This is a genomic window from Microbulbifer maximicatervae (SeqCode) (genome assembly GCF_052467385.1).
In genome coordinates this window covers 3,406,564-3,431,157 of the sequence record NZ_CP174311.1, presented here as the reverse complement: position 1 = coordinate 3,431,157, position 24,594 = coordinate 3,406,564, and the positions used below count along the sequence as shown (strand labels likewise).

The following is a 24,594-nucleotide window of genomic DNA, read 5'->3' as shown; positions in this document are numbered from 1 at the left end:
GGTTAGGGTGCTAGCGGTGTTTTAACTCACCGCTAGCGCCGTAACTGTCAGGTCGGCACTAAATCAAAAAACAACCAAGAGAACAACGTGAAAGCCTTACTAAAGTCCAACGTGGTCATTGTGACTTGTGCATTGCTATGGTGTGCCTGCGTTCACGCAGAAGAGGATATAGCCTACCTGGCCCCGGGCAAACAGGGGTATTGGCAGGTATGGGTAATGGATACCCAGGGTCAACAACACCGGCAACTCACCCACTCAGCCTTCGATAAAAACAGCCTTAGTTGGTTTCCCGATGGTAAGCGTTTGCTGGTGAATGGCAGCCAGGGTGAACTGCATGAGGTCGGGCTGGCCACCGGCAAAGAAGTACCGTTTGAAATGCCACTAAAGGGTTTTATTGATGCGAGTTTAGCGCCGGATGGAAAATCCGTAGTTTTTTCTCTCAGCACCTCCGACAGCGTTGACGATAACAACTTGTGGCACTTGCCACTAGATGGCAGTGACCAGCAAAAACTCACCAATATGCGTCATATGCAGCACGAACCCCGCTGGCATCCGGATGGTAACACCGTGTATTTCTTATCCGGGGATGGTGGCGAAGCTCACGATATTTGGGCGCTGGATTTGAATTCCGGAAGCAAACGGCAGCTGACCTTTAACAGTCTCTACAACTTTGATGTTGTCGCCGATACAAAAGGCCGATTGGTATTTTCCAGTAACCGTGCTGGTAACTACGACCTGTGGTTGCGGGAGAGCAACGGAAAACTCAAACAGCTCACCACCGATGCCGCACTGGATGCCGCCCCCAGCTGGTCCCCGAAAGGGGATGCCGTTGTGTTTCAGTCTACCCGCGATGGCGCCTACAACCTGTGGAGGTTAACGCTTGATGATGGTGAGTTAACCCAGCTGACCCAATTTACCAGCGGTGCCCGTAAACCCCTATGGCGGCCGCAGTCCGCGCAAGGCAAGTCAGTATTATGAATAAGATGTTAAAAAAAATCGGCCTCACCGCAGTATTGGCCGCTCTGCTTACGCCCTTGGCTGGCTACGGACTGTCTATTTCCGGGGTCAATATTGAATCCCGCTCATTTTCCCCGGCCCAGGGAGAACAGTTCGCGCTGAATTACCATATTGATACGCAAGCCAACGTCACGATTAATATCTACGATGCCCGAGATCTGCTGATCAAAACGGAATACCGCGAACAGCTGGCGGCCGGCGATCACCAGTGGCAGTGGGACGGCACCGACCAGCAGGGGCGCCCAGTACCCGCAGAGGCTTATCACTACACCATCAGTGTAAAAGCCGGCGAGCAAACTGCCGAGTACGACCTGACCGATATTACCGGTGGTGAAAGTGTCGCGGTAAACGATCTGAGTTGGAATGCGGAGCAGGGCAGTGTGGATTACACCCTGCCACAAATGGCCCGCGTCGCAATTCGGGTGGGATTAAAAAATAACGGCCCACTGCTGAATAATATTATCGACTGGGTGCCGCGCGCATCTGGCCAACAAACAGAAGCCTGGGATGGGCAGGATGCCTCCGGCGCCCTGAATTTAAAGGGCCACCCAGCCCTGGAATTAATTCTCAATGCCTTCGCCTTACCCCGCAATACCATTCTGGTGACCGGGGATAAATCACCTTCTGGCGCCCGCTTTGTGCAGGATATGCCGTGGGGCCAAAGCCCGCGACAAAAAAAGAAATCCCATCGCCCGCGTATTCACTCCCCAGCGCAACGGGACGCAATGAGCCGGGGAGATTTCCCGCTGGAAATTTCACTGGTGGGGGACTACCGCAAAAATAGCGAAGGCACCCCGATAGTTAGTGGCACTGTACCGGTACGCATTAATGTACAGCCGGAGCATATCGCGCAGCTGGCCTCAAAGAGGTTTGAGCCGGTGTACTTTGTCGACGGCCAGTATATTTATGAGAACGAAGTGGGTTACTTCCCCACCACTTATCGCTGGGACAGCCGCAACCACAATCCAGGTGAGCACTATCTTACCGTCAATTTGCGCGGCTACCTGGGGAACTTTGGTATGGCCACCCTAAAAGTGGTTATTGAAAAGCCCCAGGCCGACGAATTAGCGAGCACTCTCGCTCATAAAGATTAACTCTAATGCGAATTAGATATTCAGAAGGATGTGAACCATGAAGCGAACGACGGAATTAATCCAGATTTTATCCCTGGTAATCATTGCGCTTTTTGCCAGTACTGGAGCTCACGCAGCCAAGCCGAGCGCCCATATCCAGCAGGTCTCCCAAGCTGAAGCCCAAGCGGCGGTTGAGCAAAAGGATTACAAGCGGGCGCGAGCCTTGTACAACCGCCTGCTGCGACAGCAACCGCAAAATTACCCGGCCATGATTGAATTGGCCCAGCTGGAAAAGAAATTAGGCAAGTACAAAAAAGCCAAACAGCACGCTTCAGTGGTATTAAAGCAAAATAGAACTCATCGCCAAGCCCTGCAACTGTTGGCCCAAATCGCCATTCAACAGCAACAGTGGGCAGAAGCGGAAACCTATTTCAGCCGCCTAATAAAAAACCACCCGGAGCACGGCCACGCCTACCTTGGCCTAGCCCAGGCTTACCAGGCACAGGGCAAGGATGAGCAGGAACAAACCGCTTTGAAAGATTATCGCCTGTGGCGTGCCGCACAATAATATCGTCTGATTTGTACTGAATAAGAATCACACTCCTGGCCAGTAGTTGGGGGATAGGGAATACCCATGAGCAGTTTTGCCAACAAAATACTAAAAACACCGCTAAAAGCCCTCGCAGGATTTAGCAAAACCTTGGAAGGCGCCCGGCGCGTCTGCGCAAGCGCGAACTCCATTCGTCCGCCCCTAGCTTCAGCGATGCTGGCTTTAACCCTGGCCATCGCCGCCAGCCCTACCCAGGCCCACACCTTTGGTGGTGGTACCGGTTCTAACAGTGATGATAGCGGTGGCGGTGATAGTGGTGTTGGGGGAGGCTGCCCCAAAGAGTCCGTTGAGGGGGGGACGGTCGTACTTTTCAGCGGTCAGGAACGCCACAAAGAAACTGATATGGTGGTGAAAGGCAGCTACCCGATTCAAATTATACGGAAATACAATAACCAATCGGATTATGACAGCGCCCTGGGGTATGGCTGGGCCTTCGATCACGATTACCGCTTGTATGAATACCCCGATGATAAAGTCATTATCCGCTATTGCGCCGGGCACCGCGCCGAGTTTGTTTACAGTGGTGGTGCCTATGTAAGCGATGTGGCCGGGCTGCGTGGAACCCTGAGTGAAGATAGTGATGGTACCTACACCTTTGCCCACAATAATGGACGCAAGGATTACTACGATGCCGAGGGCCGCCTGACGGCGCGGGAAAGCAAAGCCGGTCAGCGTCTGGAGTTTACTTACAGCAGTGAACGCTTCCCTATCGTCGGTACTTCTCTTTATTCCGTCGATCCTTCTAAGCCGATGACGGTGGCCTACAGCTACCAGTTGCAAAAAATTGAAGAGCGCCTGGCAGATGGTAGCCTGAGTGGCAACTACGTTAGCTTTAGTTATGACAGTGATACCGGTCGTGTCACGCAAGCGGTGGACCACACCGGCCGCACCGTTGTTTATAGTCACGACACGCTGGATGATAGTGAAGGCAATACCTTAACTTCAGGCAACCTGATTAAAGTCACCGGCCTGGAAGGGTTGGTGTCTACCTATAAATACGAAGACAGCAACGACGGCCACAACCTCACCTATTTCCAGGTAGGTGAAAATGCTACTCCCTATGAGGAAACCTACGATTCTGAAGACCGGGTGATCAAAGAGGTCTACGGTAATCTAACCTTTGAGTTTGACTATGTTACCGAGGGTTATGAAACCGAAGTCACCACCACGATTACTGATGCTGATGGTAATAACCCCTATACAACTACTGAGCGCTACGTTTTTAACGAAGACGGTCGCACAGTGGAGTACGAGGATCAAGCGGGCTATCTCACCGTAAAAACCCGCGATGCCAATAACAACGTTACCCGTGAAGAGCGCTATGGCCTGGCTGATGACAATGGCGATCGCACCCTGGCGCGCGCTATCGATTACACCTACAACACTGATAACCGTCGCCTGAGCAAGGCGGTCAACCTGGCTAGTGGTGAGGTCATTACTACCAGCTGGACTTATGAAGGTGGATGGATATCCAGTAAAGAGGTAGTTTCCTCTGCTGATATCACCACGGTGTTCCGCATCGAATATACCTTTAATTATGATAGCAACGGCAATCCCCAGACCCTAGCCAGCATCAAAAAATTAAAGGCTGATGGAAGCTATCAAACTACTAGCTATAGCTACAACGCTCGTAATCAGCTCACTGCTACCGCCTACGCCGATGGTAGCCAGTATGTGTTGGAATATTCGGGTGATAGCCTCTACCCCACTAAAGAGTATTGGAAAGACAGCAATGGTAATAGCTTGTCTGCCGGTGTCCAAAACTACACGTATGACCAAGCGGGTAACCGCCTGACCGCCACTGATGCTATGGGTAACACCACTACCTACGTCTACGACGATAAAAACCGCGTGGTGCAGGTAACCAATGCCCTGAATGAGGAAGCTCACTACAGCTACGCAGATAATAACTTGGTTCAGGTGGAAATAGGGCGTAATACCGATAGCGCTACTGAGGAGATTATTACTGGGCAGATCACTTTGTTCAACTACGATGGTAAAGACCGACTTATCGGCACTGAACGTCAGGATAGTGCAGGAACTAAGACTGCCTATCAGAGTTATACCTATGATAGTTTGGGGCGACAATTAAGCATCAGTGATGCATTAGGTAATACCGCTACCTCTAGTTATGATGAGCGTGGCAATCTCACGAGTACTACTGATCCAGAGGGTGCTTTGGTCAGCCATAGTTATGACGCCTTTGGTAATATCGTAAGTACGACTGATCCATTAAATCGTGTAACTCTTTACGCTTACGATGCATTGGATCGTTTGACCGAAACCGAGCAGCAGGGAGTAAGCCCAAGCCTTGTTACATCTTATAGTTACGATGCCAAAGATAATCTACTGACCGTCACCGACCCAGAAAATAATACCACTACCTATACTTACGATCGTTTAGGTCGTAAAACCACAGAAACTCGACCTGGTGGGGAAACTATTACCTATAGCTACGATGATCGAGATCGCCTTGTCAGTAAAATAGGCGCTCGCGGTCAGGTTCTGGAGTATAACTACGAAGATTGGGGGGGGCTGGCAAGTATTGAGCATTATGCCAGCGCTACAGAGCAAACTGGTAATAATACAGAACGTACCCAGAGTTTTACCTATAATGATAATGGACGGCTGGCTCAGGCTGTTGACTCGTCTATACAAAGTACCGCGCTCTATACGAACAGTTACGATGCATTAAACCGACTATCTCAAACTACTAATCACTATATTCCTGGTGGAGATCGTATTCTTAACTATTCCTATAATCCTCTAGGCAAACTTAGTGAACTTAGCTTTGATAATACTATCGAAATGGGCGGCGTACTTGCCAGTCACAGCTTCAGCTATGATGATTATGGACGTTTAACAAATGCTAGTTTGGCTGGCAATAGTCATACCTTCGGTTACGATAACGCCGATCGCTTGACTAGCTTTAGTTACGCCTCCGGCATAACTCGAACGAATAACTACAATGCTGATGGTACTTTAAGTAGTTCCTCTGTTACTGATTCTTCCAGTGCGACTTTGGAAGCCTTAACTTATAGTTTTGATGCGGCAAAAAATATCGCTAGCTATAGCGATAATGATGGTACTCAATCATTTTCTTATGATGGGTTAGGCAGGCTTACAGGTGCCGACTATCCTGATAGCACCCCTCTTAAAGATGAGGCTTTTACTTACGATGGAGTAGGTAACCGGGAAGATCCAAGTGATGGTTCTGCTTACGAATACAATAGTAACAATCAGCTGGTCAGCCAAAATAATGAGGCGTTGATCCGAAGCTATGACAATGATGGTAATTTAACGTCTATTACTGGAACGGAAAATAAAACCTTTACTTATGACCGAGATAATCGTCTGATCGGCTACAGAGATGGTACTACTACAGCCAGTTACGGTTATGGCACAAGTGGTCGGCGCCTCTTTAAAACTGTGGATGGTACTACTACTTGGTTTTTATGGGATGGTTCCCAATTAATAGCGGAGTTTGAAGGAGATGATGGCACTACAAATCTTACCCAGCGTTATGACTTTTTGCCTGGTGCTTACGCTCCGCTTCAAATTGCGGATGCCTACGATACTTCTGTGGTTTATAGCGATCATTTGGATACGCCCAGACTATTAATAAATGGAGATGGAGCATCTATCTGGCGCAGTTCGCGTACAGCATTTGGGCAAACTGTTGTCGATAATGATGTAGATGGAGATGGCAAAGCTGTCGTATTTAACATACGATTCCCCGGCCAGTACTACGATGAGGAAAGTGGATATTTTTATAACTACTTCCGAGATTATGATGCGGAGAATGGGCGTTATCTTGAACATGATCCGATTGGTTTAGATGGTGGGTTAAATACTTATGCTTACGTTAGTGGAAACCCTCTAGGCCATATTGATCCATTAGGTTTGGCGCAGGTATGTTTCAGTGTTGGTAATGGTTATCCTCATAACTTTTTGTGTTCTGGAGGACGGTGTGCAGGTAACTATCCTATGAGTAGCTGCCCAGAGGGAGGGCGGGTTCTAGATGATACCTCAGAGCTGGATGATGGTGTTACTGCATGTTTTGAGGATAAGCCACCTGGAGAATGTGAATCAAAAGTATATGAGGAATGTGTATTTGAACAGGTTTCCGAGCCTAACATGGGATCATGCTCAAGTTACAGTTTTTGGGGTAATAACTGTACTCATTGGGTGCAGAGAGTAAGATTATCTTGTCGCAAAGTTGCAACTCAGCAGTGTTCCTCACAATGAAAAAAATTATTGTTGTTACATCTCTGGCAATCTGTATTGGCTTACTTCTTAAGATTTCTTACTCAAACAAAGTGTCAACAGCAAAGCAAAAGTTTAATATTTATTCTGTGGAAAAACTAGAAGCTGCTTTGATCGCTTATACGGAGCTAACTGGCAGAATTCCAAATCAAAAAGGGTGGATAGCTACTTTAAAGAATTGTGAATGTGTTGATCTAGAAAATCTTCACATTAAGAACAACCAGGCATTGGACGCAGATGGGAACTCCTATATTTTTATATTCGATAGTAAAGCTAGAACATACACTGTTGTCTCAGTTTTAAATAGTAAAGAAGAAATTAATGGACAGCCATAGATTGGAGGGTAAAAGCTGGGTGAGAACTTCTGTGCTATAAGACAGGTAGATGGAGTGCCTACAACAAAGTGGGTGGCGAATTGGCGCTGATAACGTTTTTAGATTAGAGCATTTTCCTGGACACCCATAGATTGAAGATTCGAAATCTTGGAGATTCTAGGACAGCCAAACAAGGGAGGATGGAGCCAGTAACAAAACTGACTCCCTCTCTGGCGGCTCTTTCTCTTTGATTAAGAGGTAAAGAAGGCGAAAGACTGGGAATTGGTACTTAGGTTTTGGGAATCGCTATTTTTGGATAAAGGAGCAGCTATCGAGCACTTGGGGTAGGGATAAATTAGAAGGGCGTAGCTGAGAGGAAGCGCCGGCAATCACCTATCCCATGTACCCAGCGTTTATCGAGTTGGATGCAAGCTTGCTTTACCGCCTCCACCGATCCCACTAAGCCTTTAAAGTGACTTTCAAAATTTCGATTGAGATATCGCCAGTGTTTGCAAAAAAAGGACTGCCATGGATTGGAGGATAAAAGCTGGGTGAGAACGTCTGTGTCACAGAACGGGTAGATGGAGTGCCTACAACAAAGTGGGTGGCGAATTGGCGCCGATAACGTTTTTTGATCGTAGGTAAAAAGATGCGGGGGCAGGTAGGGATATCAGTACTCTGGGGATAACTAGGGTTCGAAATTACCTTGTTCAGCTGGGCGTGGGGCTAAGAAATCGTTGGCAGTCTTGCAGCCCATGTATCCATCGTTTATCGAGCTGAACGCAGGCTTTTCGTACAGCCTCTGCTGATCCCACCAAGCTTTTAAATCGGCTTTCAAAGTTCCGGTTGAGGTAGAGCCAGTGTTTTACTGAGATACCCAGCCGATTCAGGATCGGGGGTGTATTTTGAGAAATGGCGCCGTGCTTCCTCGGATCTAAATGCCGACCACCCTAGTCCATTGGTGCCAAATAGTGATTCAGCTGGAAAGGCAAGCCCTTAGGCATATTCAGACGTTCTCCCCCACCAATGGCAATAGGTTTTTGGGTTGCTTGCCGGAAATTGCGGTTTGAATACGTTGTTAGATCGAAGTAAAATTGTACTCTTCCAGAGTTTTGGCCATTTTGGCTCGTATGGGATTGAGGTTCACATAAACCATACTGGCTGCCAGAGTCCGTTCATCCAGTAATGCCTGAGACTTGAAGCGCCCTTCCCAAAAGCGACCACTGTATTTACCCTAGACGTTAGCCTGGCGAGGGAAAAGCTTATTCATACAGCTTACAAACCAGATGATATGTTACAAGCACGCCTGCCAGCGAATAATGACCTTCGTATCTGATTAGACATCTGCAGATGTCTAATCGATAAAAATTACACTTTGGTAGTGAGTGATTATATCGACATAGTCGGTAGTAGCGTGAGCAAAGACTTTGGCTAATTGCCTTCTATTCTATTCTATTCTATTCTCTTCGATCCGTTGACGGTGATACTCATAATTCTGCCGGGACTCCCTGTTTCCACTACAAGGAAAAACCCTACGCACGTATTGGAACACACAATAATAGATGGATTGTAGGGTAGTTTTATATTGAGGTGATACTCCTATCCTGCCCGCTTTAAGGTCAGTTTTATCGGGTTATACACATAATCTTGACTGATATTACTGTATACATTTTATGTGATGTCTTTCTTAGTGCTCCGGTTATAATTACGCCAACCATCACACTTGGAGTAAGTGTTGGTTATGGTTTTATGGAAGGAAGCACTCAAAAGCTTTGGTTGAGTGTGTGATGCATAGATGCATAAAGGGTGAATGGATTGTTGTTGGAAATGCAGCATTAAGAAATTGGTATGATTGTCCCAATTTTCTTTTAATTTCTGTAGTATTTTTTTTCAGCTGATCCTTTGGATTGCTGCGTCGTTTAGCTTCCCATGTTCTCTTTGTGTATAAGTTGGTTTAAGGTGCAAATTGGGAAGGCATGTTCATGCGCGGTGCAGTTTATAGTCAGTCACGACCGTTTGCATTTCACAAAAATTCTCAGCGACTTATGCAATACCTATTTCTCTCATTGGTATGTGTTTCAGCGTTCACTTACGGTGAAGTAATACTGGGTGAAGATATCGCCCCTAGCACTTTCCATTGTTGGAGCCAGTACCAGTGATGTCGTTCTTAGCGAAGTGTCCGGAAGGGTTAGACCACTACACTATACACGTAAAATATTACTCGCCTTATGGAATTTATAACTTTAGGAAGATACCATGCTAAATAGATGGCGTATGAGACGTTCGCCTCGGTTGTTGATCGCTATCATTGTTCTACTGTCAGCTCTATTAGGGATGTCAGCGTATTCAATACCGCTTTTCCTAACAGATACGGATCTGGATGGATTGTCGGATGAGTGGGAAAGTCTCAATAATCATAATCCGAATGTAGCGGATAGCCATCTTGATATGGATGGATCACGCAGTGTTTCATTAGGTAATTTCTATCAAGAAGTTAGCGATGGAAATGCCGATAATCAAATTCTAGAAGGGCAGTTCTCATTAGATCTTTCTTATAATTCTGGTTATGTCAGCACGAACTACTATCCAACGGGTGATACTGGCCATACCTTAATGTATTGGGTAAAGTTTAGCGAGTTAGATCAATCTCAAACGATTGGCACTCATGATGGAAATAATCATCGTTTATATGTCGGTATAAATGCGAACAATAACTTGTTTGCCGGTGTTGGAGATAGTTATAGTAGTACGGTTCCGTCTGGTATCGTAATCGGCGAGTGGGTTCACTTTGCGGTAACGGGAGATGGTGCACAAGCTAAAGTCTATATAAATGGTGAAGAGAAAGCAGTATTTGACTATCAATTTAACGGGCAAAGCCAAACTAATTTATGGTTAGGGGTTCGTAGCGGACACACTGGCGACTTTACTGGCATTAATGGGGTTATAGATGATGTGCAAATATGGAAGTCGCCCTTATCACCAGAGCATATAAAATACTATTCAAATTATAAGCCACCTGTAAATGAGCCAGAGCTAATTGCGCACTATGACTTTAATAGATTCCAAAATAACACGGTATTTGCAGAAAACACCTCTGAGATAGAAAGCATTTTAATTGAAGGTGGGAATATAGGTTATGCTGATAATGCCCCCAGATCTGAATTGCCAGTTCCGTCCCCTGAAACTAAGCATTTTAGAGCCGCAGATGGCAACTATTTAAAAACAAACTTCTTCCCCGCCGAACACTCAGAAATTACACTGATGTATTGGGTAAAATACAGTGCAATTGACAAGGATCAACGGTTAGGTTCGCATGACGGCAGCGATCATCGAATGTATTTAGGGGTAAATAAAACGGGAGACATCTTTGCAGGGTTGGGGAGTGGCTACACAAACTCCGTGCCATCCGGCATAGTTCCTGACGAGTGGGCCCATGTGGCGATGACGGGTGATGGAGCTCAAGCCATTGTGTATGTTAATGGTAGGCAGATAGCTGAATTCAGCTATAGTTTTGTAGGCACTAGTTCTACCCCGCTATTCATTGGCGCTATGCCTTATAAAAATACTGAAGTACAAGGAATTAGCACAGGGCTTTTTGATGAGGTTCAGATCTGGAATAAACAGCTAACACCCATAGAAATCAGTGAGTATGCTACACATGCACCCAATGACAACGAAGATTACCTAGCTTTTTACGCCCCTTTTTCAAATGCTTATCAAACCGGTTCTCAGGAAGTTGTCACAGGCGGTTATTCAATTATTGAGGTAGAACAAGCTACATATGAGTTTGATTCGGACCTGATAGCTTTTCCTGATAGTGATGGAGATGGCCTTGAAAATATTTTAGATCGATCAATATGTGGATCCTCTGAACTGTCAGATACGGATCTTGATGGACTGAACGACTTTATTGAGTATCAAAAGGGAACGAGTCCATGCATCAGTGATACTGATAATGATGGGTTATCGGATAGCTGGGAAGTTCAAAATGGTACCAATCCTCTCGTGGATGATGCACTGGAGGATATTGATAATGATGGTGAGATCAATTTGTTTGAGGCGATTCGGTTTGCAGAATTGAGTGGCCATCAACAAGGTAAGGTTTCATTGACTCAAGCGGCATTAGAGTTGACCTCTAGTTTACCTCAGGCTAATTATTTGGTTCGGGAGCCTATTAACGTTGGCAAAGGAAAAACATTAACTATTGAACCAGGGGTGATTCTAGAATTCGAAGAGGAAGTTCGATTTGATGTCTATGGTGGGTTAGATGTTAAAGGAACCGAGGAGCATCCGGTAACTTTTACCGCATTGAGCACCAGTAAACGATGGAAGGGTATCTGGACTAGTCATGATGCTGATATGGTATCCATTTTCCACTCAATTATTTCTCACGCTGATGTTGGTGTAAACCTCAATGGTTCAGCCAATATAATGAATAATCGAATACATGCCACCCGCATAGGCATATATATGGACAACAGCAACAGCGTCAGTCCTGCCCCTACACCGATGATTATCAACAATGATATCACTGAAAACGATTGGGGGCTGTCAATATACGGTAAAGCTAGCTCGCCGGCGCTACAGCCGCGACCTGTGATTAATTATAATCGGATCTTCAATAACAACAATAAAAGTATAACGACGAATGATTTTGGCTCTGAAGCTGAAACAAGCCAGATTGTTGTCGATGCCACTAAGAATTGGTTTGGCACTACAGATGCTAAAACGATTCTGGATAGTATTTACGATCATAGGTCTCGAGAAGGTTCACCTTGGATTGATATATCGAATCCACTGAATGAGCAGGGAGAGACCTTGCCAACTCTGACGATTTTTGAACCAATCAATTCAGAATACATGGTGCCTGCAGGGGATCATTTTTTATTTAAAGACTTGGTGGTTAACGACACGGGAAAACTCATTTTTGAACCGGGAGCTACATTAAATATTAAAGGCTCAACTACGGATATTTCTATATATGGCGAAGTGGATATTCGAGGTACTGAAGCACAGCGTGTCACCTTGACGTCATATGATGATTCAAGGTGGGGGGATTTTATCGTTCGAAACAGTGCTAAAGCGGCATCTATTAACTATGCACTAATAGAGCAAGCCGATCAGGGTGTAACTATGTTCATCACTGGCAGCATAACCAACAGCATACTACGCAAAAATAGGTTGGGTATTTACATCTCTAATAGTGCAAGTATATCGCCGGCCCCGGCACCATTGATTATCAACAATGATATCACTGAAAACGATTGGGGGCTGTCAATATACGGTAAAGCTAGCTCGCCGGCGCTACAGCCGCGACCTGTGATTAATTATAATCGGATCTTCAATAACAATAATAAAAGTATAACGACGAATGATTTTGGCTCTGAAGCTGAAACAAGCCAGATTGTTGTCGATGCCACTAAGAATTGGTTTGGCACTACAGATGCTAAAACGATTCTGGATAGTATTTACGATCATAGGTCTCGAGAAGGTTCACCTTGGATTGATATATCGAATCCACTGAATGAGCAGGGAGAGACCTTGCCAACTCTGACGATTTTTGAACCAATCAATTCAGAATACGTGGTGCCTGCAGGGGATCATTTTTTATTTAAAGACTTAGTGGTTAACGACACGGGAAAACTCATTTTTGAACCGGGAGCCACATTAAATATTAAAGGCTCAACTACGGATATTTCTATATATGGCGAAGTGGATATTCGAGGTACTGAAGCACAGCGTGTCACCTTGACGTCATACGATGATTCAAAGTGGGGGGATTTTATCGTTCGAAACAGTGCTAAAGCGGCATCTATTAACTATGCACTAATAGAGCAAGCCGATCAGGGTGTAACCATGTTCATCACTGGCAGCATAACCAATAGCATACTACGCAAAAATAGGTTGGGTATTTACATCTCTAATAGTGCAAGTATATCGCCGGCCCCGGCACCATTGATTATCAACAATGATATCACTGAAAACGATTGGGGGCTGGTAGTAAACGGAAAAGCCAGCTCGCCGGCGCTACATCCACGACCTGTGATTAATCATAATAGGATCTTTAATAATATAAATAAAAATTTGTATACCAATAAATATGGTACTGAGGAAGAAGCAAATCAAATTACTATTGATGCGACACAAAACTGGTGGGGATTTGAACAACCAATAGAAATTCTTAGTAAAATTGATGATCACGAATCGATTCCAGAAGCCCCTTGGGTAGACTATTCAAATTGGATTATATCTGATGGCAGCGAACCTGTATCCACCACTATTCTGCGAGGTCGAGTCCAACGTGATTTATTCCTAACTCCTGGTGATCATTATTTGATACAAGAGACTGTCGTAGGCTCTGATGCACGATTAGAATTGCTTCCAGGAGCGAGAGTTTTTGCAGATCCAGGCACTAAGCTTATTGTTGAAGGTGATTTGATCGTCAATGGATCCGGTGCCCAACCAGTGTTGTTCATCAGTGAGGCTCAGTATCCCGCAGCTGGAGATTGGAAAGGGATAGTTGTGGCCAGTGGTGGCAGCGTAAATATAGATAATGCCTATATTCAACATGCAGAAACCGCACTCTCCGCCATTTCACCCAGTGCATTCAGCGTTACCAACAGTATTATTACTGACTTTAGTGAAAGCGGAATCAGCCTTAAAGAGTTTGCCAGCGGTACCATCGCCAATAGCTTAATTCAGAATGCGAATTACGCGGGTACAGGCATAGCCATGGATACGGCATCACCTGCAGTAACCGACAATATTGTTACCGGTTTACATTACGGTGCTTACGTTACTGGGGCCTCTTCACCGAGTTTTATCGGCAACGCGTTTATCAATAACACTTATGGTATTTACCTCAATGGCTCGGGCAATGATGCGATTAACCCCACACCGACGATTACCGGAAATGACTTGTATGGTAATACCAACGGCAGTTTGTACCTCAATAATTACGGAAGTAGTTCAGCACTACTGGTCAATGCTACTGGCAACTGGTGGGGCAGTGCTACGCCAGAGTGGGGGGTAGATATTATCGCAGTAGACTCCCCAGAGACTGCGTTGGATTACAGCAATGCCTTGCCAGTAGAGAGTCGGACGATAGCAGCCAACTTAAGCGGAAGTTATGAATACTTTTCTCCGAACAGTGATGGCAGCCAGGATACATTGACCATTACTGCAGCACTGAGCTCAAGCAGTAACTGGAGTCTGCAGGTCAGTAATGAATCTGGAGCTGTGGTGAATACCTTCACTGGAACTGGTTCAAATATCAATATCAATTGGGATGGCACCGACACTAGCAGCACCGTATTGAATGATGGTCGTTACTATTTATTCCTGAAGATAAATGATACGGAGAATACCAGCTATCGAGCGGGTGCCATTTGGGTTGAACTGGATAACACCGCACCTATAGCAGAAATGAGTAATGTGAATGACGGTGATACCTTATCCAGCGGGACTACCAAACTGGAGATCCAGGGCAGTGCCACTGACTCTTTATTTGTTAGCTACACCCTGGATTACCAGTTGAATGGCGACAACGATAACTGGGTAAACCTCGGATCTTCAACGTCTGCGGTAAGCGAGAGTACACTGGCTAAGTGGGTAGTGAATTCCACTGACGGAACTGTTGAGGCACCGGCCATTGGCGACTATCAAATACGTTTGGTCGCCAATGACAGAGCGGGCAATGTCACCACCATTATTCGAACAGTTATCCTTGATCTGATTAGTATTGCCAATGTCGGCCGTAATCAAACCACAGTCAATCCAGTGGCCGGTGAGAGTCTGGTGATTGACTTTGATTTATCTGCGGGAGCTACCGTGACGCTGGATATTAAAGACGAGCAAACCGAAGTACTGGTTCGCAGTGTGGTGGAAACCTTTGAAAATGCCGGGAGTTACTCCTTGAGCTGGGATGGCAGGGATGGCGAAGGTAATTACGTTCAGGAGGAAGCATACACCTACGATCTCACCGCAGTGAGTGGTAGTGCTGAGGGAGTGTATGTGATTGAGGACGAAGACAATACCACTACTATTCTCGCAGGCACTATGGATACCACCATGAATGCTGTACAGAACGACTTTATGAAAACTAAGGTCACACCCACGGCAAATATACGTTTGACTATGGAAGTAACACCCGATGGAAGCACTCCCCGTGTTGTCTACGATGATGTTCCCATGGCGGCTGGCTCCCACTATTTAGCCTGGGATGGACGCACTGCTGATGGCGTGCTTACTAGAGGATCTTTTTATGCATTTATACCTTCGCATGAAATTTTGCCCACCAATGTGGTAATTATCGACGGCATAAACCCAAGTATCAGTGGCACACTGGACGCACCCAATATCGAAGTTAAATCCGATCCTTATTTGATGTACCACAGCTACGATCAAATCTCGAAAGTGGCTTACTTGTTGGATCAGGATTCCTACGTAACCTTCAAACTGTTACCGCCGGATATCGGTGACCCGACAGATGCCGGAGCGATCACCCTGATCGATAACCAGCTGCAAGCCGCGAATGACAGCGATGGTGCAGTAGCCACCCACGAAGTGGAGTGGACTGGTTACGAAGAGAGTGATGGCAACGCGATTATGGTCTCGGATGAAGGTGTGTACAGTTTCTGGATAGAGGCTACCTCGGCAACTACCGGGGCCAGCACAACCTATTACGGGGCCTTGCAATTGTATCAATAATAGTGAGTGATACGGGCGGCGAATAAGCTCGCCGCCTGTACTCTAACGGTTAGGTTGTCCGCTAGCAAAAAAACAACCATGGGAGTAACGTGAAATCCTTAATAAAATCCAATGTATATACCCAAATCAGCGCCTGTGTGTTTGACTTGTCATAGGAGCCGTATGCGTTAGTAGCGCACGTAAGGATCTGTGCCGGAGGGGCAGAAAATCTGTAAGGGTGAGTTGGTCCTTTACGACGATTAGATTGAATCCAGGCGTGGCCAAGGGATAAGGATATCTGTTTAAAAAAGGAACTTCTCGGCGATTTTTATGGTGTTTGAGGCTATATTCTGCTCTGATAAAGGTGACTTGCTGTATGATGCATCGTAATCTTGACCGATATTTGAATTCTACCAAATCGGCTCTGAATTATTCAGGGGTGGTCTGGTTTTATGGGGGAGCGGTCTAAGTGTGAGCCACCCTATTTAGGGCAATTCGGGATGTCGGTATAACCAGGAAGTTATAAAAAGGAAAAGGAATGAGTATTTCAAAGGCACAACATCAAAAGAGAATAAATATAATCCAGAGGCATAGTGTAGTTATTCGCTCAAAATGGGGAAAGAAACACCCAAAAGTGAATAACCTTGTGTCAGATTGGGATTTCGATAGTGTTGTTATTCATCATTCAGGTAATGGTGGGGAAACCTCACCTGTTGGAATTGAAGAAAAACACATGACGAAAAATGGATGGGATGATGTTGGGTATCATTACTTAATACATCCGAATGGTACCATCTATGAAGGGCGAAAAATTTATCATAAGGGTTCACATGTTTCTGGGGCTAATACAAAGAAAATAGGTTTGTTGTTGATGGGGGATTATGATGAGCAATGGTGGGATTTTGATGATTCACTCTCCAAATCTCATATCTCGACTGCAAATGCACTAATAAAAACCCTAAAAACATCATTCCCTTCAATCAAAAAGCTCGGTGGCCATAAAGAGTATTTGCCGAATGGAGGATACACTTGTCCTGGTAACCTTGTTATGAATGTTATAAATAAAATGAGGGTGAAGCATGCGCTCATTAAACCATAAAATATTCATAATGCTTTTCTGCGTGCTGATTGCGGTAAAGTTATTTACGGCGGAAGTGAGCCTTGCGGATGACCCAATAGTAGCTTTCTCTATTAAGAAGGGGGCTTCATTTGATAATAAAATTACAGAGAACTCTCATGAAGATATAAGCAAGTATATCGTATTGTTTACTGATGAAAATGGATTTTTAGGTGAGAAAATTTATTTTATCCTGGTGGATTTTTTGTGGTGGTTAATTCCTGTTCTATATTTTGTGGTTGTTCTGGGAGCTAGGTACAAAAGCCGTCTATGATGAAACCACTGCTCATAAGGGGCTATTCCAAAAGAAGTACCCCCCGGTTTTCCAATTTCTTCTTTGGTGGGTGTCCAGGGCTGGCAGAGCATGGAAAGGTAGGCTTGGGACTTTACAAGATGCCGGTAATATTTGCTGATACGCAAAAGGTATAGGCGCTGGAATAACGCGAGAAAGAATGGCTGCGGGCAATCCCGCAGCCATTGGGACTTATTTCCAGTTCAGGATAACCTTACCGGATTCACCAGACCCCATGGTATCGAAGCCTTGTTGGAAGTCATCGATCGAAAACTGGTGAGTGATAATGGGGGTTAAATCCAGACCGGATTGAATCAGGCTGGCCATTTTGTACCAGGTCTCAAACATCTCACGGCCGTAAATACCTTTGATCATCAGGCCTTTAAAAATAACCTGCCCCCAGTCGATCGCCATTTCACCTGCGGGGATACCGAGCATGGCAATTTTGCCCCCGTGGTTCATCGCCGCGATCATATCGCGGAAGGCGACGGGTACGCCGGACATCTCCAGGCCAACATCAAAGCCTTCGCTCATTCCCAGCTCGTTCATCACATCGCTGAGGTTTTCCTTGGCAACGTTTACGGCGCGGGTAGCGCCCATCTTGCGTGCCAGGTCCAGGCGATATTCATTGATATCGGTGATAACTACATGGCGTGCGCCAACATGTTTGGCGACTGCTGCAGCCATAATACCGATAGGGCCGGCGCCGGTAATCAGTACATCTTCGCCCACCAGGTCGAAAGACAGGGCCGTGTGTACCGCATTACCGAGGGGATCGAAAATAGAGGCGAGATCGTCAGAAATGTTATCCGGGATCTTGAAGGCATTGAGCGCGGGGATTACCAGATACTCTGCAAAAGCTCCGGGGCGGTCTACACCGACACCGTAAGTGTTGCGGCACAAGTGGCGGCGGCCGGCGCGACAGTTACGGCAGTGGCCGCAGGTAATATGGCCTTCACCGGAAACACGGTCGCCTACCTGGAAACCTGCAACTTCCTGCCCCATACCGACAACTTCACCCACATATTCGTGGCCAACCACCATAGGGACAGGAATAGTCTTTTGAGACCATTCATCCCAGTTGTAGATATGCATGTCGGTACCGCAAATCGCGGTTTTGTGAATCTTGATCAGCAGGTCGTTGTGACCCGGTGTGGGGATTTCCACATCGGTGAGCCAGATTCCCACTTCAGATTTCAGCTTGGATAGTGCTTTCATTGTTTTTAAAACTACAAATGGCAGGGCGCGGCGCCGCTCCGGTAAATTCCTTGTGAGAATTACCGTATCAGCGCCGCTGTTTGGTTTAGATAATATTCAGTTCGCGGCCAACTTCAATGAAGGCATCGATACACTGGTCGAGCTGCTCGCGGGTGTGGGCGGCGGACATCTGGGTGCGGATGCGGGCCTGGCCCTTGGGCACTACCGGATAGAAGAAGCCCACTACGTAGATACCGCGCTCCAGCATCTTGTCAGCCATTTTCTGCGCCAGGGCAGCATCGCCAATCATCACCGGGATGATCGGGTGGTCGGCACCAGCCAGGGTAAAGCCGGCTTCGGACATACGCTTGCGGAAGTATGCGGAGTTGTCGCGCAGCTGTTCACGCAGCTCGCCGCCTTCAGTCAGCATATCCAACACTTTCAGGGAGGCGGTGACGATCGCCGGGGCTACAGAGTTGGAGAACAGATAGGGGCGTGAACGCTGGCGCAGTATGTCGATAATTTCCTTGCGGCCAGAAGTAAAGCCGCCGGAAGCGCCGCCCAGGGCCTTGCCCAGGGTGCCGGTAATAATATCGACGCGGTCAATCACATCGCAGTATTCATGGGTGCCGCGGCCGTGGTCTCCGAGGAAGCCCACTGCGTGGGAGTCGTCCACCATTACCAGGGCATTGTACTGGTCGGCCAGATCGCAAACGGCTTTGAGGTTGGCGATAACTCCGTCCATAGAGAAAACGCCGTCAGTGGCGATCAGTTTGGTCTTGGCGCCAGCGGCGTCTGCGGCCTGTAGCTGCTTCTCCAGTTCCGCCATATCGTTGTTGGCGTAACGGTAGCGCTTGGCTTTACACAGGCGCACGCCGTCGATGATGGAGGCGTGGTTGAGGGAGTCGGAGATGATGGCATCTTCCGGGCCCAGCAGTGTTTCAAACAGGCCGCCATTGGCGTCGAAGCAGGAGGTGTAAAGAATGGTGTCTTCGGTTTGCAGGAACTCAGAAAGGCGCGATTCCAGCGCTTTGTGAATGTCCTGGGTGCCGCATATAAAGCGCACCGATGCCATGCCGAAGCCGTACTGTTCGAGCCCCTGTTTGGCCGCTTCAATCAAGTCCGGGTGGTTGGCCAGGCCCAGGTAGTTGTTCGCACAAAAATTCAGTACCTGGGTGTCGTTGTTCACCTGGATCTCAGCGGCCTGCTGGGAGGTAATAATCCGCTCGCGTTTGTACAGGCCGTCTGCATCGATCTGTTTGAGTTCGCTGCGCAGGTGCTCAAAGAATTGTTCTGGCTTTGACATGGTATTGTTTTTAGCTCCTGTCGGGTGCTCTTGGCACAGGGTAACGGGCGCGAGCTCGCGGCGCCTGTTGGTTCTACTTTATCCCGCCAGTTCACAGGCCTCATGGGCCGAAATAGGGTGCTCACTGGCGCGGCAACTGGTGGCAAATTTTAATGCCTCTTCGGCAGTGTCGAACAGTAGTTGCCACAACAACTGACGATCACCTCTTCTCACCGCGCGTACTGCCGTGTGGCTTCTTTGGCTGGCAATTTGAATTTCGATAATGTCTTTACTGGAAAACGGTGATTCGGACATGGTCCCTCCAATGGTAAAACTATGGAGGACTGACGTGGAAGCGGCGAAGTGATGTTCGCTAATCCGGTTGGTTTGCTCTGGTAGAGCCCCATCCTCCCCGCAGGCCTTGTGTGCCGCAGAGAGAGAACCACCTTGCCCCGGTCGGCAGGTTGGCGTTGGCGTCAGCCACTCTCGTGATGTGCGAGCAAAGATAACGGGGAGGGGATTAGCAGTCAACAGTACCGCCCCCATTAGAGGGCGGTGCAGAAGTTTATGCGGGAAGCTGCACGGATTTCAGTTCGATAAACTCACCGAGACCGGCCTCACCAAACTCGCGTCCGTTGCCGGAGCGCTTGTAACCGCCGAAGGGGGCGTCGTAGTTAAACTCACCGCCGTTGACAAAGCACAGGCCCGCTTCAATGCGACGAACGATAGGCATGGCGCTTTCGGCGTCTTTAGCCCATACGCCACTGGACAGACCGTATTCGGTGTCATTGGCAATGGCGACGGCTTCATCCATATCCTTGTAGGGGATCAGGCAGGTCACCGGGCCAAAGATTTCTTCCCGGGCAATGGCCATATCGTTGTGAACGTCGGCAAATACCGTGGGTTTCACATAGAAGCCTTTATCCAGTTCGGTGGGTAGATCGAGGCCGCCAGTTACAAGGCGGGCACCTTCCTCGATCCCTTTCTTGATGTAGCCGCGCACGATTTCCAGTTGGCGAGCGGAGGATAGGGGACCCATAAAGGCATTGGCATCAGTGCCCATGGCCACTTCTTCAGCCACCTGCTTGGCAACTTCCACCGCCTCTTCATAGTGCTCAGCGGGAACCAGCATACGGGTGAGTGCGGTGCAGGTTTGGCCACTGTTGATGAATACATCTTCGCAGCCCCAGCGAACTGCTGCTTTAAGATCCGCATCCGGGGTGATAATCAGAGGCGATTTGCCACCCAGCTCCTGGGTTACCCTTTTAACTGTGGGCGCTGCAGCCTTGGCAACTTCAACGCCTGCACGGGTGGAGCCGGTAAAGGACACCATATCGATTCCCGGGTGGGATGACAGCTCTGCGCCGACGACCGAGCCAGCACCGGGGATCAGGTTAAATACGCCCGCAGGAACACCGGCTGCTTGGATAATCTCCGCCATGACGAAATCCTGTAGCGGAGTGGTTTCCGAAGGCTTGGTAATCATGGTGCAGCCCGCTGCGAGAGCCGGGGCCACTTTGCCGACAAATTGGTGCAGAGGGTAATTCCAAGGGGTAATAAAGCCACACACGCCAATCGGCTCCCGGATTAATACCGAGTGGGCCGCCTTTTCGGTCTCTTCCATGATTGAAGTGCGACCGGCGTAGTAACGCATGGCGTAGATAGGGCCATCCACATGCAACCAGCGGGTGATATGGGCGGGGCAACCGAGGGTTTGTGAGATCGCCTGGATCAAGTCTTCCTTGCGCTCTTCCATACCGTCAGCAATGGCATTTAGCAGGGCTGAGCGCTGATCTGCGCTGGTATGGCGCCACTTGCGAAAGGCGCTGCGGGCAGCGGCAACGGCAATATCCACATCCTCAGCAGAGCCTTCCACCACCTGGCAAATCATTTCTTCAGTGGCGGGGTTAATCACAGGATGGGAACTGGTGCCGAGGGGCTCGCGCCACTCACCATTGATAAACAGTTTGTCGGTATGCAGCTTGCTGAAATCTGTCATGTCACGCTTCCGTTTGCTTCGCGCCAGTTCAAGGGGCGGTGATTTCGATAATTGTTGGTGTTTTGCGTTGCAGGGCTTCTGCGACTGCCGTAGCTAATTGCTGCGGTTTGTCGATGCGACAACCTTCAGCGCCAAAAGATTTTGCCAGTGCGACAAAATCTGGAGTGCGAAGATTAACACCTTCTTGAGGTACTTCTGCGGCATCCATAAAGTCGCGAATCTCTCCATACCCGCTGTTATTCCAAACCAGTATTGGCAGGGGCAGTTGCTGTTCTACTGCAACGGCCAGCTCACCGAGAGTAAACATCAGGCCGCCATCGCCGATCAAGGCAACTACATCCCGCTCGCTGGATAACTTGGCCCCGATCGAGGCGGGCAGGGCAAAGCCCAGCGTGCCGTAACCGGTGGTGCAGGTAATATGGCTGCGAGGGTGGTACAGCGGCAAGGCGTGGTTAGTGTTATAGGCCAGTTGTGTGGAGTCGGTAACCAGAATTCCCTTATCGGGCAGCGCTTCGCGCAGAGCTTCAATCCAAGGGAAGCGCTCCTCAGAACCTTCCCACCATTCTTTGCGGCAGTTACCGGTTAATTGTGAAACTTCCTCTTCTGCGCGCTGTTTTGAGCTCTCTTCGCACTGAACCAGGGCTTCGCTTAATTGCTGAAGGCTTTCTGCTGCATCCGCGCAAATGGCCAGGTCCGGCTGGGCATTGCATACCAGCTGAGCCGGATCAATGTCGATACGAATTAGTTTGCCGGAGAAAGCGTAATCCTCTCTTACTAGATTGCGATCGGTTTCCGAAAGCTCTGTGCCAACGGCCAAGACCACATCGGCAGCTTCTACTCGCTCACGCACGCAGTCGAAACTGAGATTGGCTCCGCCACACAGAGGGTGTCTTTCATCGACAACGCCTTTGGCGGCCAGAGACAGGAAGACTGGAGCTGCAATTTTTTCTGATACCTGTGTTGCCGCCTCTCCAGCAGATTGCGCGCCACCGCCCAGCAGAATCACCGGGCGTTCGGCAGCTTGCAGCCACTGGGTTGCGGTCGCGATAGCTGTCGCGTTGGCTGCCGGTACCATGGCACTGGGAGCCGCGCGATAGTCGTCCAGATTGCCGGACATAGGCGCCGGGAATAAATCGATAGGGATTTCGATATGGACAGGGCCGGGGCGGCTGGACAGCAATAGCTGGAATGCCCGTGCCATCACTTCCGGTAATTGTTCTGCCTGGGTCAGGGTGTGCTGCCAGATACAGAAGCCTCGACTGGCATCGCTTTGGCGGGGTAGCTCATGTAGGCGCCCACGGCCCATGCCAAGGTCTTCCCGGCGATTGACGGCGGAAATAACCAGCATGGGAATTGAGTCTGAGTAAGCTTGCGCCATCGCAGTGGCTGCGTTGGTCAGCCCCGGCCCAGTGATCAGGAAACAGACACCGGGCTTGCCGCTGGCGCGGGCATAACCGTCTGCCATAAAGGCGGCGCCCTGCTCATGTCTTGGCGTGATATGCATCAAGTCGCTACCGGGCAGGCCGCGATACAGTTCAATGGTATGTACGCCGGGAATCCCGAAAACTTTTTCTACCTGGTATTCGCGCAGCAGGCGCATCAGCACCTGGGCGCATGTGGGCGCAGAGGACATAAGCACCATTATTTTCCTTATTCGTGTAAAAATGCAGTGAGCCTAGCGGCCCACCAAAAGCCGTGCAAGCACCCGCAGAGTCTGCACCTTCACAGGCAATATCGCAGGAAAATTGAGATTCACCCGGCACTGCGGCAGGAAACTTTGTACGCTTGGGTTACTTTGCCTGCCAGTAGATTTTGAGGAATTTGACGAGGTGGCTGCCGCACAATAGCCTTCCGGCACTTCGCTGAATAAACTTTGAGCTAGAACAACCGAGGAAGTATCACCATGGAAATCGATCAATGGCGTCGGGAATACCAAATGGGTGGTTTAAGGCGCTCTGAATTGAAGCCGACCCCCGTGGAGCAGTTTCGCAAGTGGCTTGCAGAAGCTGTTGAAGCAGAATTAGTTGATGCCAGCGCCATGTGTCTTGCCACCACTAACGCGGACGGGCACCCCTCGCAGCGGATTGTTTTGCTGAAAGGCTTCGATGAGAAGGGTTTCGTTTTCTATACCAATTTACAGAGTGACAAGGCCCGAGATATGGCCGTTAACCCTCAGGTGTCGCTGTTGTTTCCCTGGTGCCGTCTCGAGCGGCAGGTGATTGTTTATGGGAAGGTGGAGCCCGTTTCCCGCGAGCAGGCAGAGGCTTATTTCCAGTCGCGCCCCCTGGATAGCCAGTTGGCCGCATGGGCCTCGCACCAGAGCCGGCCGCTTTCGTCCAGGGAGGAACTCGAGCAACAGTTTGATAAAGAAAAGGCTCGCTTTGCCGGTAAAACAATTCCATTGCCAGAATTTTGGGGCGGCTACTGTGTGGTACCCAATGCTGTTGAGTTTTGGCAGGGGGGTGAAAATAGATTGCACGATCGTTTTATTTATCGCCGTGAAGAAAAGGAAAGCTGGAATATAGAGCGTCGCGCTCCCTAATTTTTATATTTATCTTTTCGTGGCCCAGCCCTTTGGGCCACAACTAACCGCTTAATCACGCCTCACTTTGTGAGTACCTATCCCCTGATATTGTTTTATAGCGGTGTCTTATCTGGCAATTTGTGGTCAAGGCCGCTTAGAATAATGCGCCATAAATATAGCTAAAACTAATGTCTTAAAAATTCTATAGATTC

General features: G+C 48.2%; 14 protein-coding genes and 1 riboswitch. Of the genes, 9 read left to right on the top strand and 5 right to left on the bottom strand.

The genetic code is table 11. The features are described from left to right. The first annotated feature begins 87 nt into the window (after positions 1-87). The 8 genes from ACJJIR_RS14620 to ACJJIR_RS14585 all read left to right on the top strand — a co-directional run bounded on the left by ACJJIR_RS14620 (position 88) and on the right by ACJJIR_RS14585 (position 17,359). Positions 88-978 carry a hypothetical protein gene (locus tag ACJJIR_RS14620; protein WP_444905898.1) on the top strand — a complete coding sequence of 297 codons (891 nt, stop codon included), beginning with the start codon at positions 88-90 and terminating at the stop codon, positions 976-978. After that, positions 975-2,111, top strand: a complete 1,137-nt coding sequence (locus ACJJIR_RS14615) for a FlgD immunoglobulin-like domain containing protein (protein WP_444905897.1) — start codon at positions 975-977, stop codon at positions 2,109-2,111. The genes ACJJIR_RS14620 and ACJJIR_RS14615 overlap by 4 nt, the downstream gene beginning before the upstream one ends. A gap of 37 nt (positions 2,112-2,148) precedes the next feature. Next, on the top strand, positions 2,149-2,658 hold the full coding sequence (locus ACJJIR_RS14610) for a tetratricopeptide repeat protein (protein ID WP_444905896.1): 510 nt from the start codon (positions 2,149-2,151) through the stop codon (positions 2,656-2,658). A 66-nt stretch (positions 2,659-2,724) separates the two neighbouring features. Next, positions 2,725-6,948, top strand: a complete 4,224-nt coding sequence (locus ACJJIR_RS14605) for an RHS repeat-associated core domain-containing protein (RefSeq protein WP_444905895.1) — start codon at positions 2,725-2,727, stop codon at positions 6,946-6,948. Then, on the top strand, positions 6,945-7,301 hold the full coding sequence (locus ACJJIR_RS14600; RefSeq protein WP_444905894.1) for a hypothetical protein: 357 nt from the start codon (positions 6,945-6,947) through the stop codon (positions 7,299-7,301). Before ACJJIR_RS14605 ends, ACJJIR_RS14600 begins: the two co-directional genes overlap by 4 nt. 2,235 nt (positions 7,302-9,536) lie before the next feature. After that, complete coding sequence (locus ACJJIR_RS14595; RefSeq protein ID WP_444905893.1) at positions 9,537-15,989, top strand: LamG-like jellyroll fold domain-containing protein; 6,453 nt, start codon at positions 9,537-9,539, stop codon at positions 15,987-15,989. A 517-nt stretch (positions 15,990-16,506) separates the two neighbouring features. Then, on the top strand, positions 16,507-17,067 hold the full coding sequence (locus ACJJIR_RS14590; RefSeq protein WP_444905892.1) for an N-acetylmuramoyl-L-alanine amidase: 561 nt from the start codon (positions 16,507-16,509) through the stop codon (positions 17,065-17,067). Continuing rightward, positions 17,048-17,359, top strand: coding sequence for a hypothetical protein (locus ACJJIR_RS14585; protein WP_444905891.1), 312 nt, complete (start codon positions 17,048-17,050; stop codon positions 17,357-17,359). The genes ACJJIR_RS14590 and ACJJIR_RS14585 overlap by 20 nt, the downstream gene beginning before the upstream one ends. 210 nt (positions 17,360-17,569) lie before the next feature. Here the strand turns inward: ACJJIR_RS14585 and tdh are convergent, their stop codons facing one another. The 5 genes from tdh to ACJJIR_RS14560 all read right to left on the bottom strand — a co-directional run bounded on the left by tdh (position 17,570) and on the right by ACJJIR_RS14560 (position 23,500). Further along, a complete protein-coding gene (gene tdh / locus ACJJIR_RS14580) occupies positions 17,570-18,595 on the bottom strand; it encodes an L-threonine 3-dehydrogenase, zinc-binding type (protein ID WP_444896565.1) in 1,026 nt (341 codons plus the stop codon). Positions 18,596-18,680: 85 nt separating this feature from the next. Beyond that, a complete protein-coding gene (locus ACJJIR_RS14575) occupies positions 18,681-19,880 on the bottom strand; it encodes a glycine C-acetyltransferase (RefSeq protein ID WP_444905890.1) in 1,200 nt (399 codons plus the stop codon). A 78-nt stretch (positions 19,881-19,958) separates the two neighbouring features. After that, a complete protein-coding gene (locus tag ACJJIR_RS14570; protein ID WP_108732493.1) occupies positions 19,959-20,174 on the bottom strand; it encodes a hypothetical protein in 216 nt (71 codons plus the stop codon). Positions 20,175-20,232: 58 nt separating this feature from the next. Beyond that, positions 20,233-20,359: riboswitch (SAM-I-IV-variant riboswitch) on the bottom strand. A gap of 65 nt (positions 20,360-20,424) precedes the next feature. After that, positions 20,425-21,858, bottom strand: a complete 1,434-nt coding sequence (locus ACJJIR_RS14565; RefSeq protein WP_444896567.1) for an aldehyde dehydrogenase family protein — start codon at positions 21,856-21,858, stop codon at positions 20,425-20,427. A 28-nt stretch (positions 21,859-21,886) separates the two neighbouring features. After that, positions 21,887-23,500, bottom strand: coding sequence for a 5-guanidino-2-oxopentanoate decarboxylase (locus ACJJIR_RS14560; RefSeq protein ID WP_444905889.1), 1,614 nt, complete (start codon positions 23,498-23,500; stop codon positions 21,887-21,889). 261 nt (positions 23,501-23,761) lie between these two features. Here ACJJIR_RS14560 and pdxH point away from each other — a divergent pair, with 261 nt between their 5' ends. Next, positions 23,762-24,400 carry a pyridoxamine 5'-phosphate oxidase gene (pdxH, locus tag ACJJIR_RS14555; RefSeq protein WP_444896569.1) on the top strand — a complete coding sequence of 213 codons (639 nt, stop codon included), beginning with the start codon at positions 23,762-23,764 and terminating at the stop codon, positions 24,398-24,400. Positions 24,401-24,594: the final 194 nt, after the last annotated feature.

Bases quoted from the DNA above. Each gene is read 5' to 3' on its own strand.
- ACJJIR_RS14590 (WP_444905892.1), top strand. From the start codon at position 16,507: ATGAGTATTTCAAAGGCACAACATCAAAAGAGAATAAATATAATCCAG.
- ACJJIR_RS14610 (WP_444905896.1), top strand. From the start codon at position 2,149: ATGAAGCGAACGACGGAATTAATCCAGATTTTATCCCTGGTAATCATT.
- ACJJIR_RS14570 (WP_108732493.1), bottom strand. From the start codon at position 20,174: ATGTCCGAATCACCGTTTTCCAGTAAAGACATTATCGAAATTCAAATT.
- ACJJIR_RS14560 (WP_444905889.1), bottom strand. From the start codon at position 23,500: ATGGTGCTTATGTCCTCTGCGCCCACATGCGCCCAGGTGCTGATGCGC.
- ACJJIR_RS14575 (WP_444905890.1), bottom strand. From the start codon at position 19,880: ATGTCAAAGCCAGAACAATTCTTTGAGCACCTGCGCAGCGAACTCAAA.
- ACJJIR_RS14615 (WP_444905897.1), top strand. From the start codon at position 975: ATGAATAAGATGTTAAAAAAAATCGGCCTCACCGCAGTATTGGCCGCT.
- ACJJIR_RS14565 (WP_444896567.1), bottom strand. From the start codon at position 21,858: ATGACAGATTTCAGCAAGCTGCATACCGACAAACTGTTTATCAATGGT.
- tdh (WP_444896565.1), bottom strand. From the start codon at position 18,595: ATGAAAGCACTATCCAAGCTGAAATCTGAAGTGGGAATCTGGCTCACC.
- ACJJIR_RS14585 (WP_444905891.1), top strand. From the start codon at position 17,048: ATGCGCTCATTAAACCATAAAATATTCATAATGCTTTTCTGCGTGCTG.
- ACJJIR_RS14605 (WP_444905895.1), top strand. From the start codon at position 2,725: ATGAGCAGTTTTGCCAACAAAATACTAAAAACACCGCTAAAAGCCCTC.
- pdxH (WP_444896569.1), top strand. From the start codon at position 23,762: ATGGAAATCGATCAATGGCGTCGGGAATACCAAATGGGTGGTTTAAGG.
- ACJJIR_RS14600 (WP_444905894.1), top strand. From the start codon at position 6,945: ATGAAAAAAATTATTGTTGTTACATCTCTGGCAATCTGTATTGGCTTA.
- ACJJIR_RS14595 (WP_444905893.1), top strand. From the start codon at position 9,537: ATGCTAAATAGATGGCGTATGAGACGTTCGCCTCGGTTGTTGATCGCT.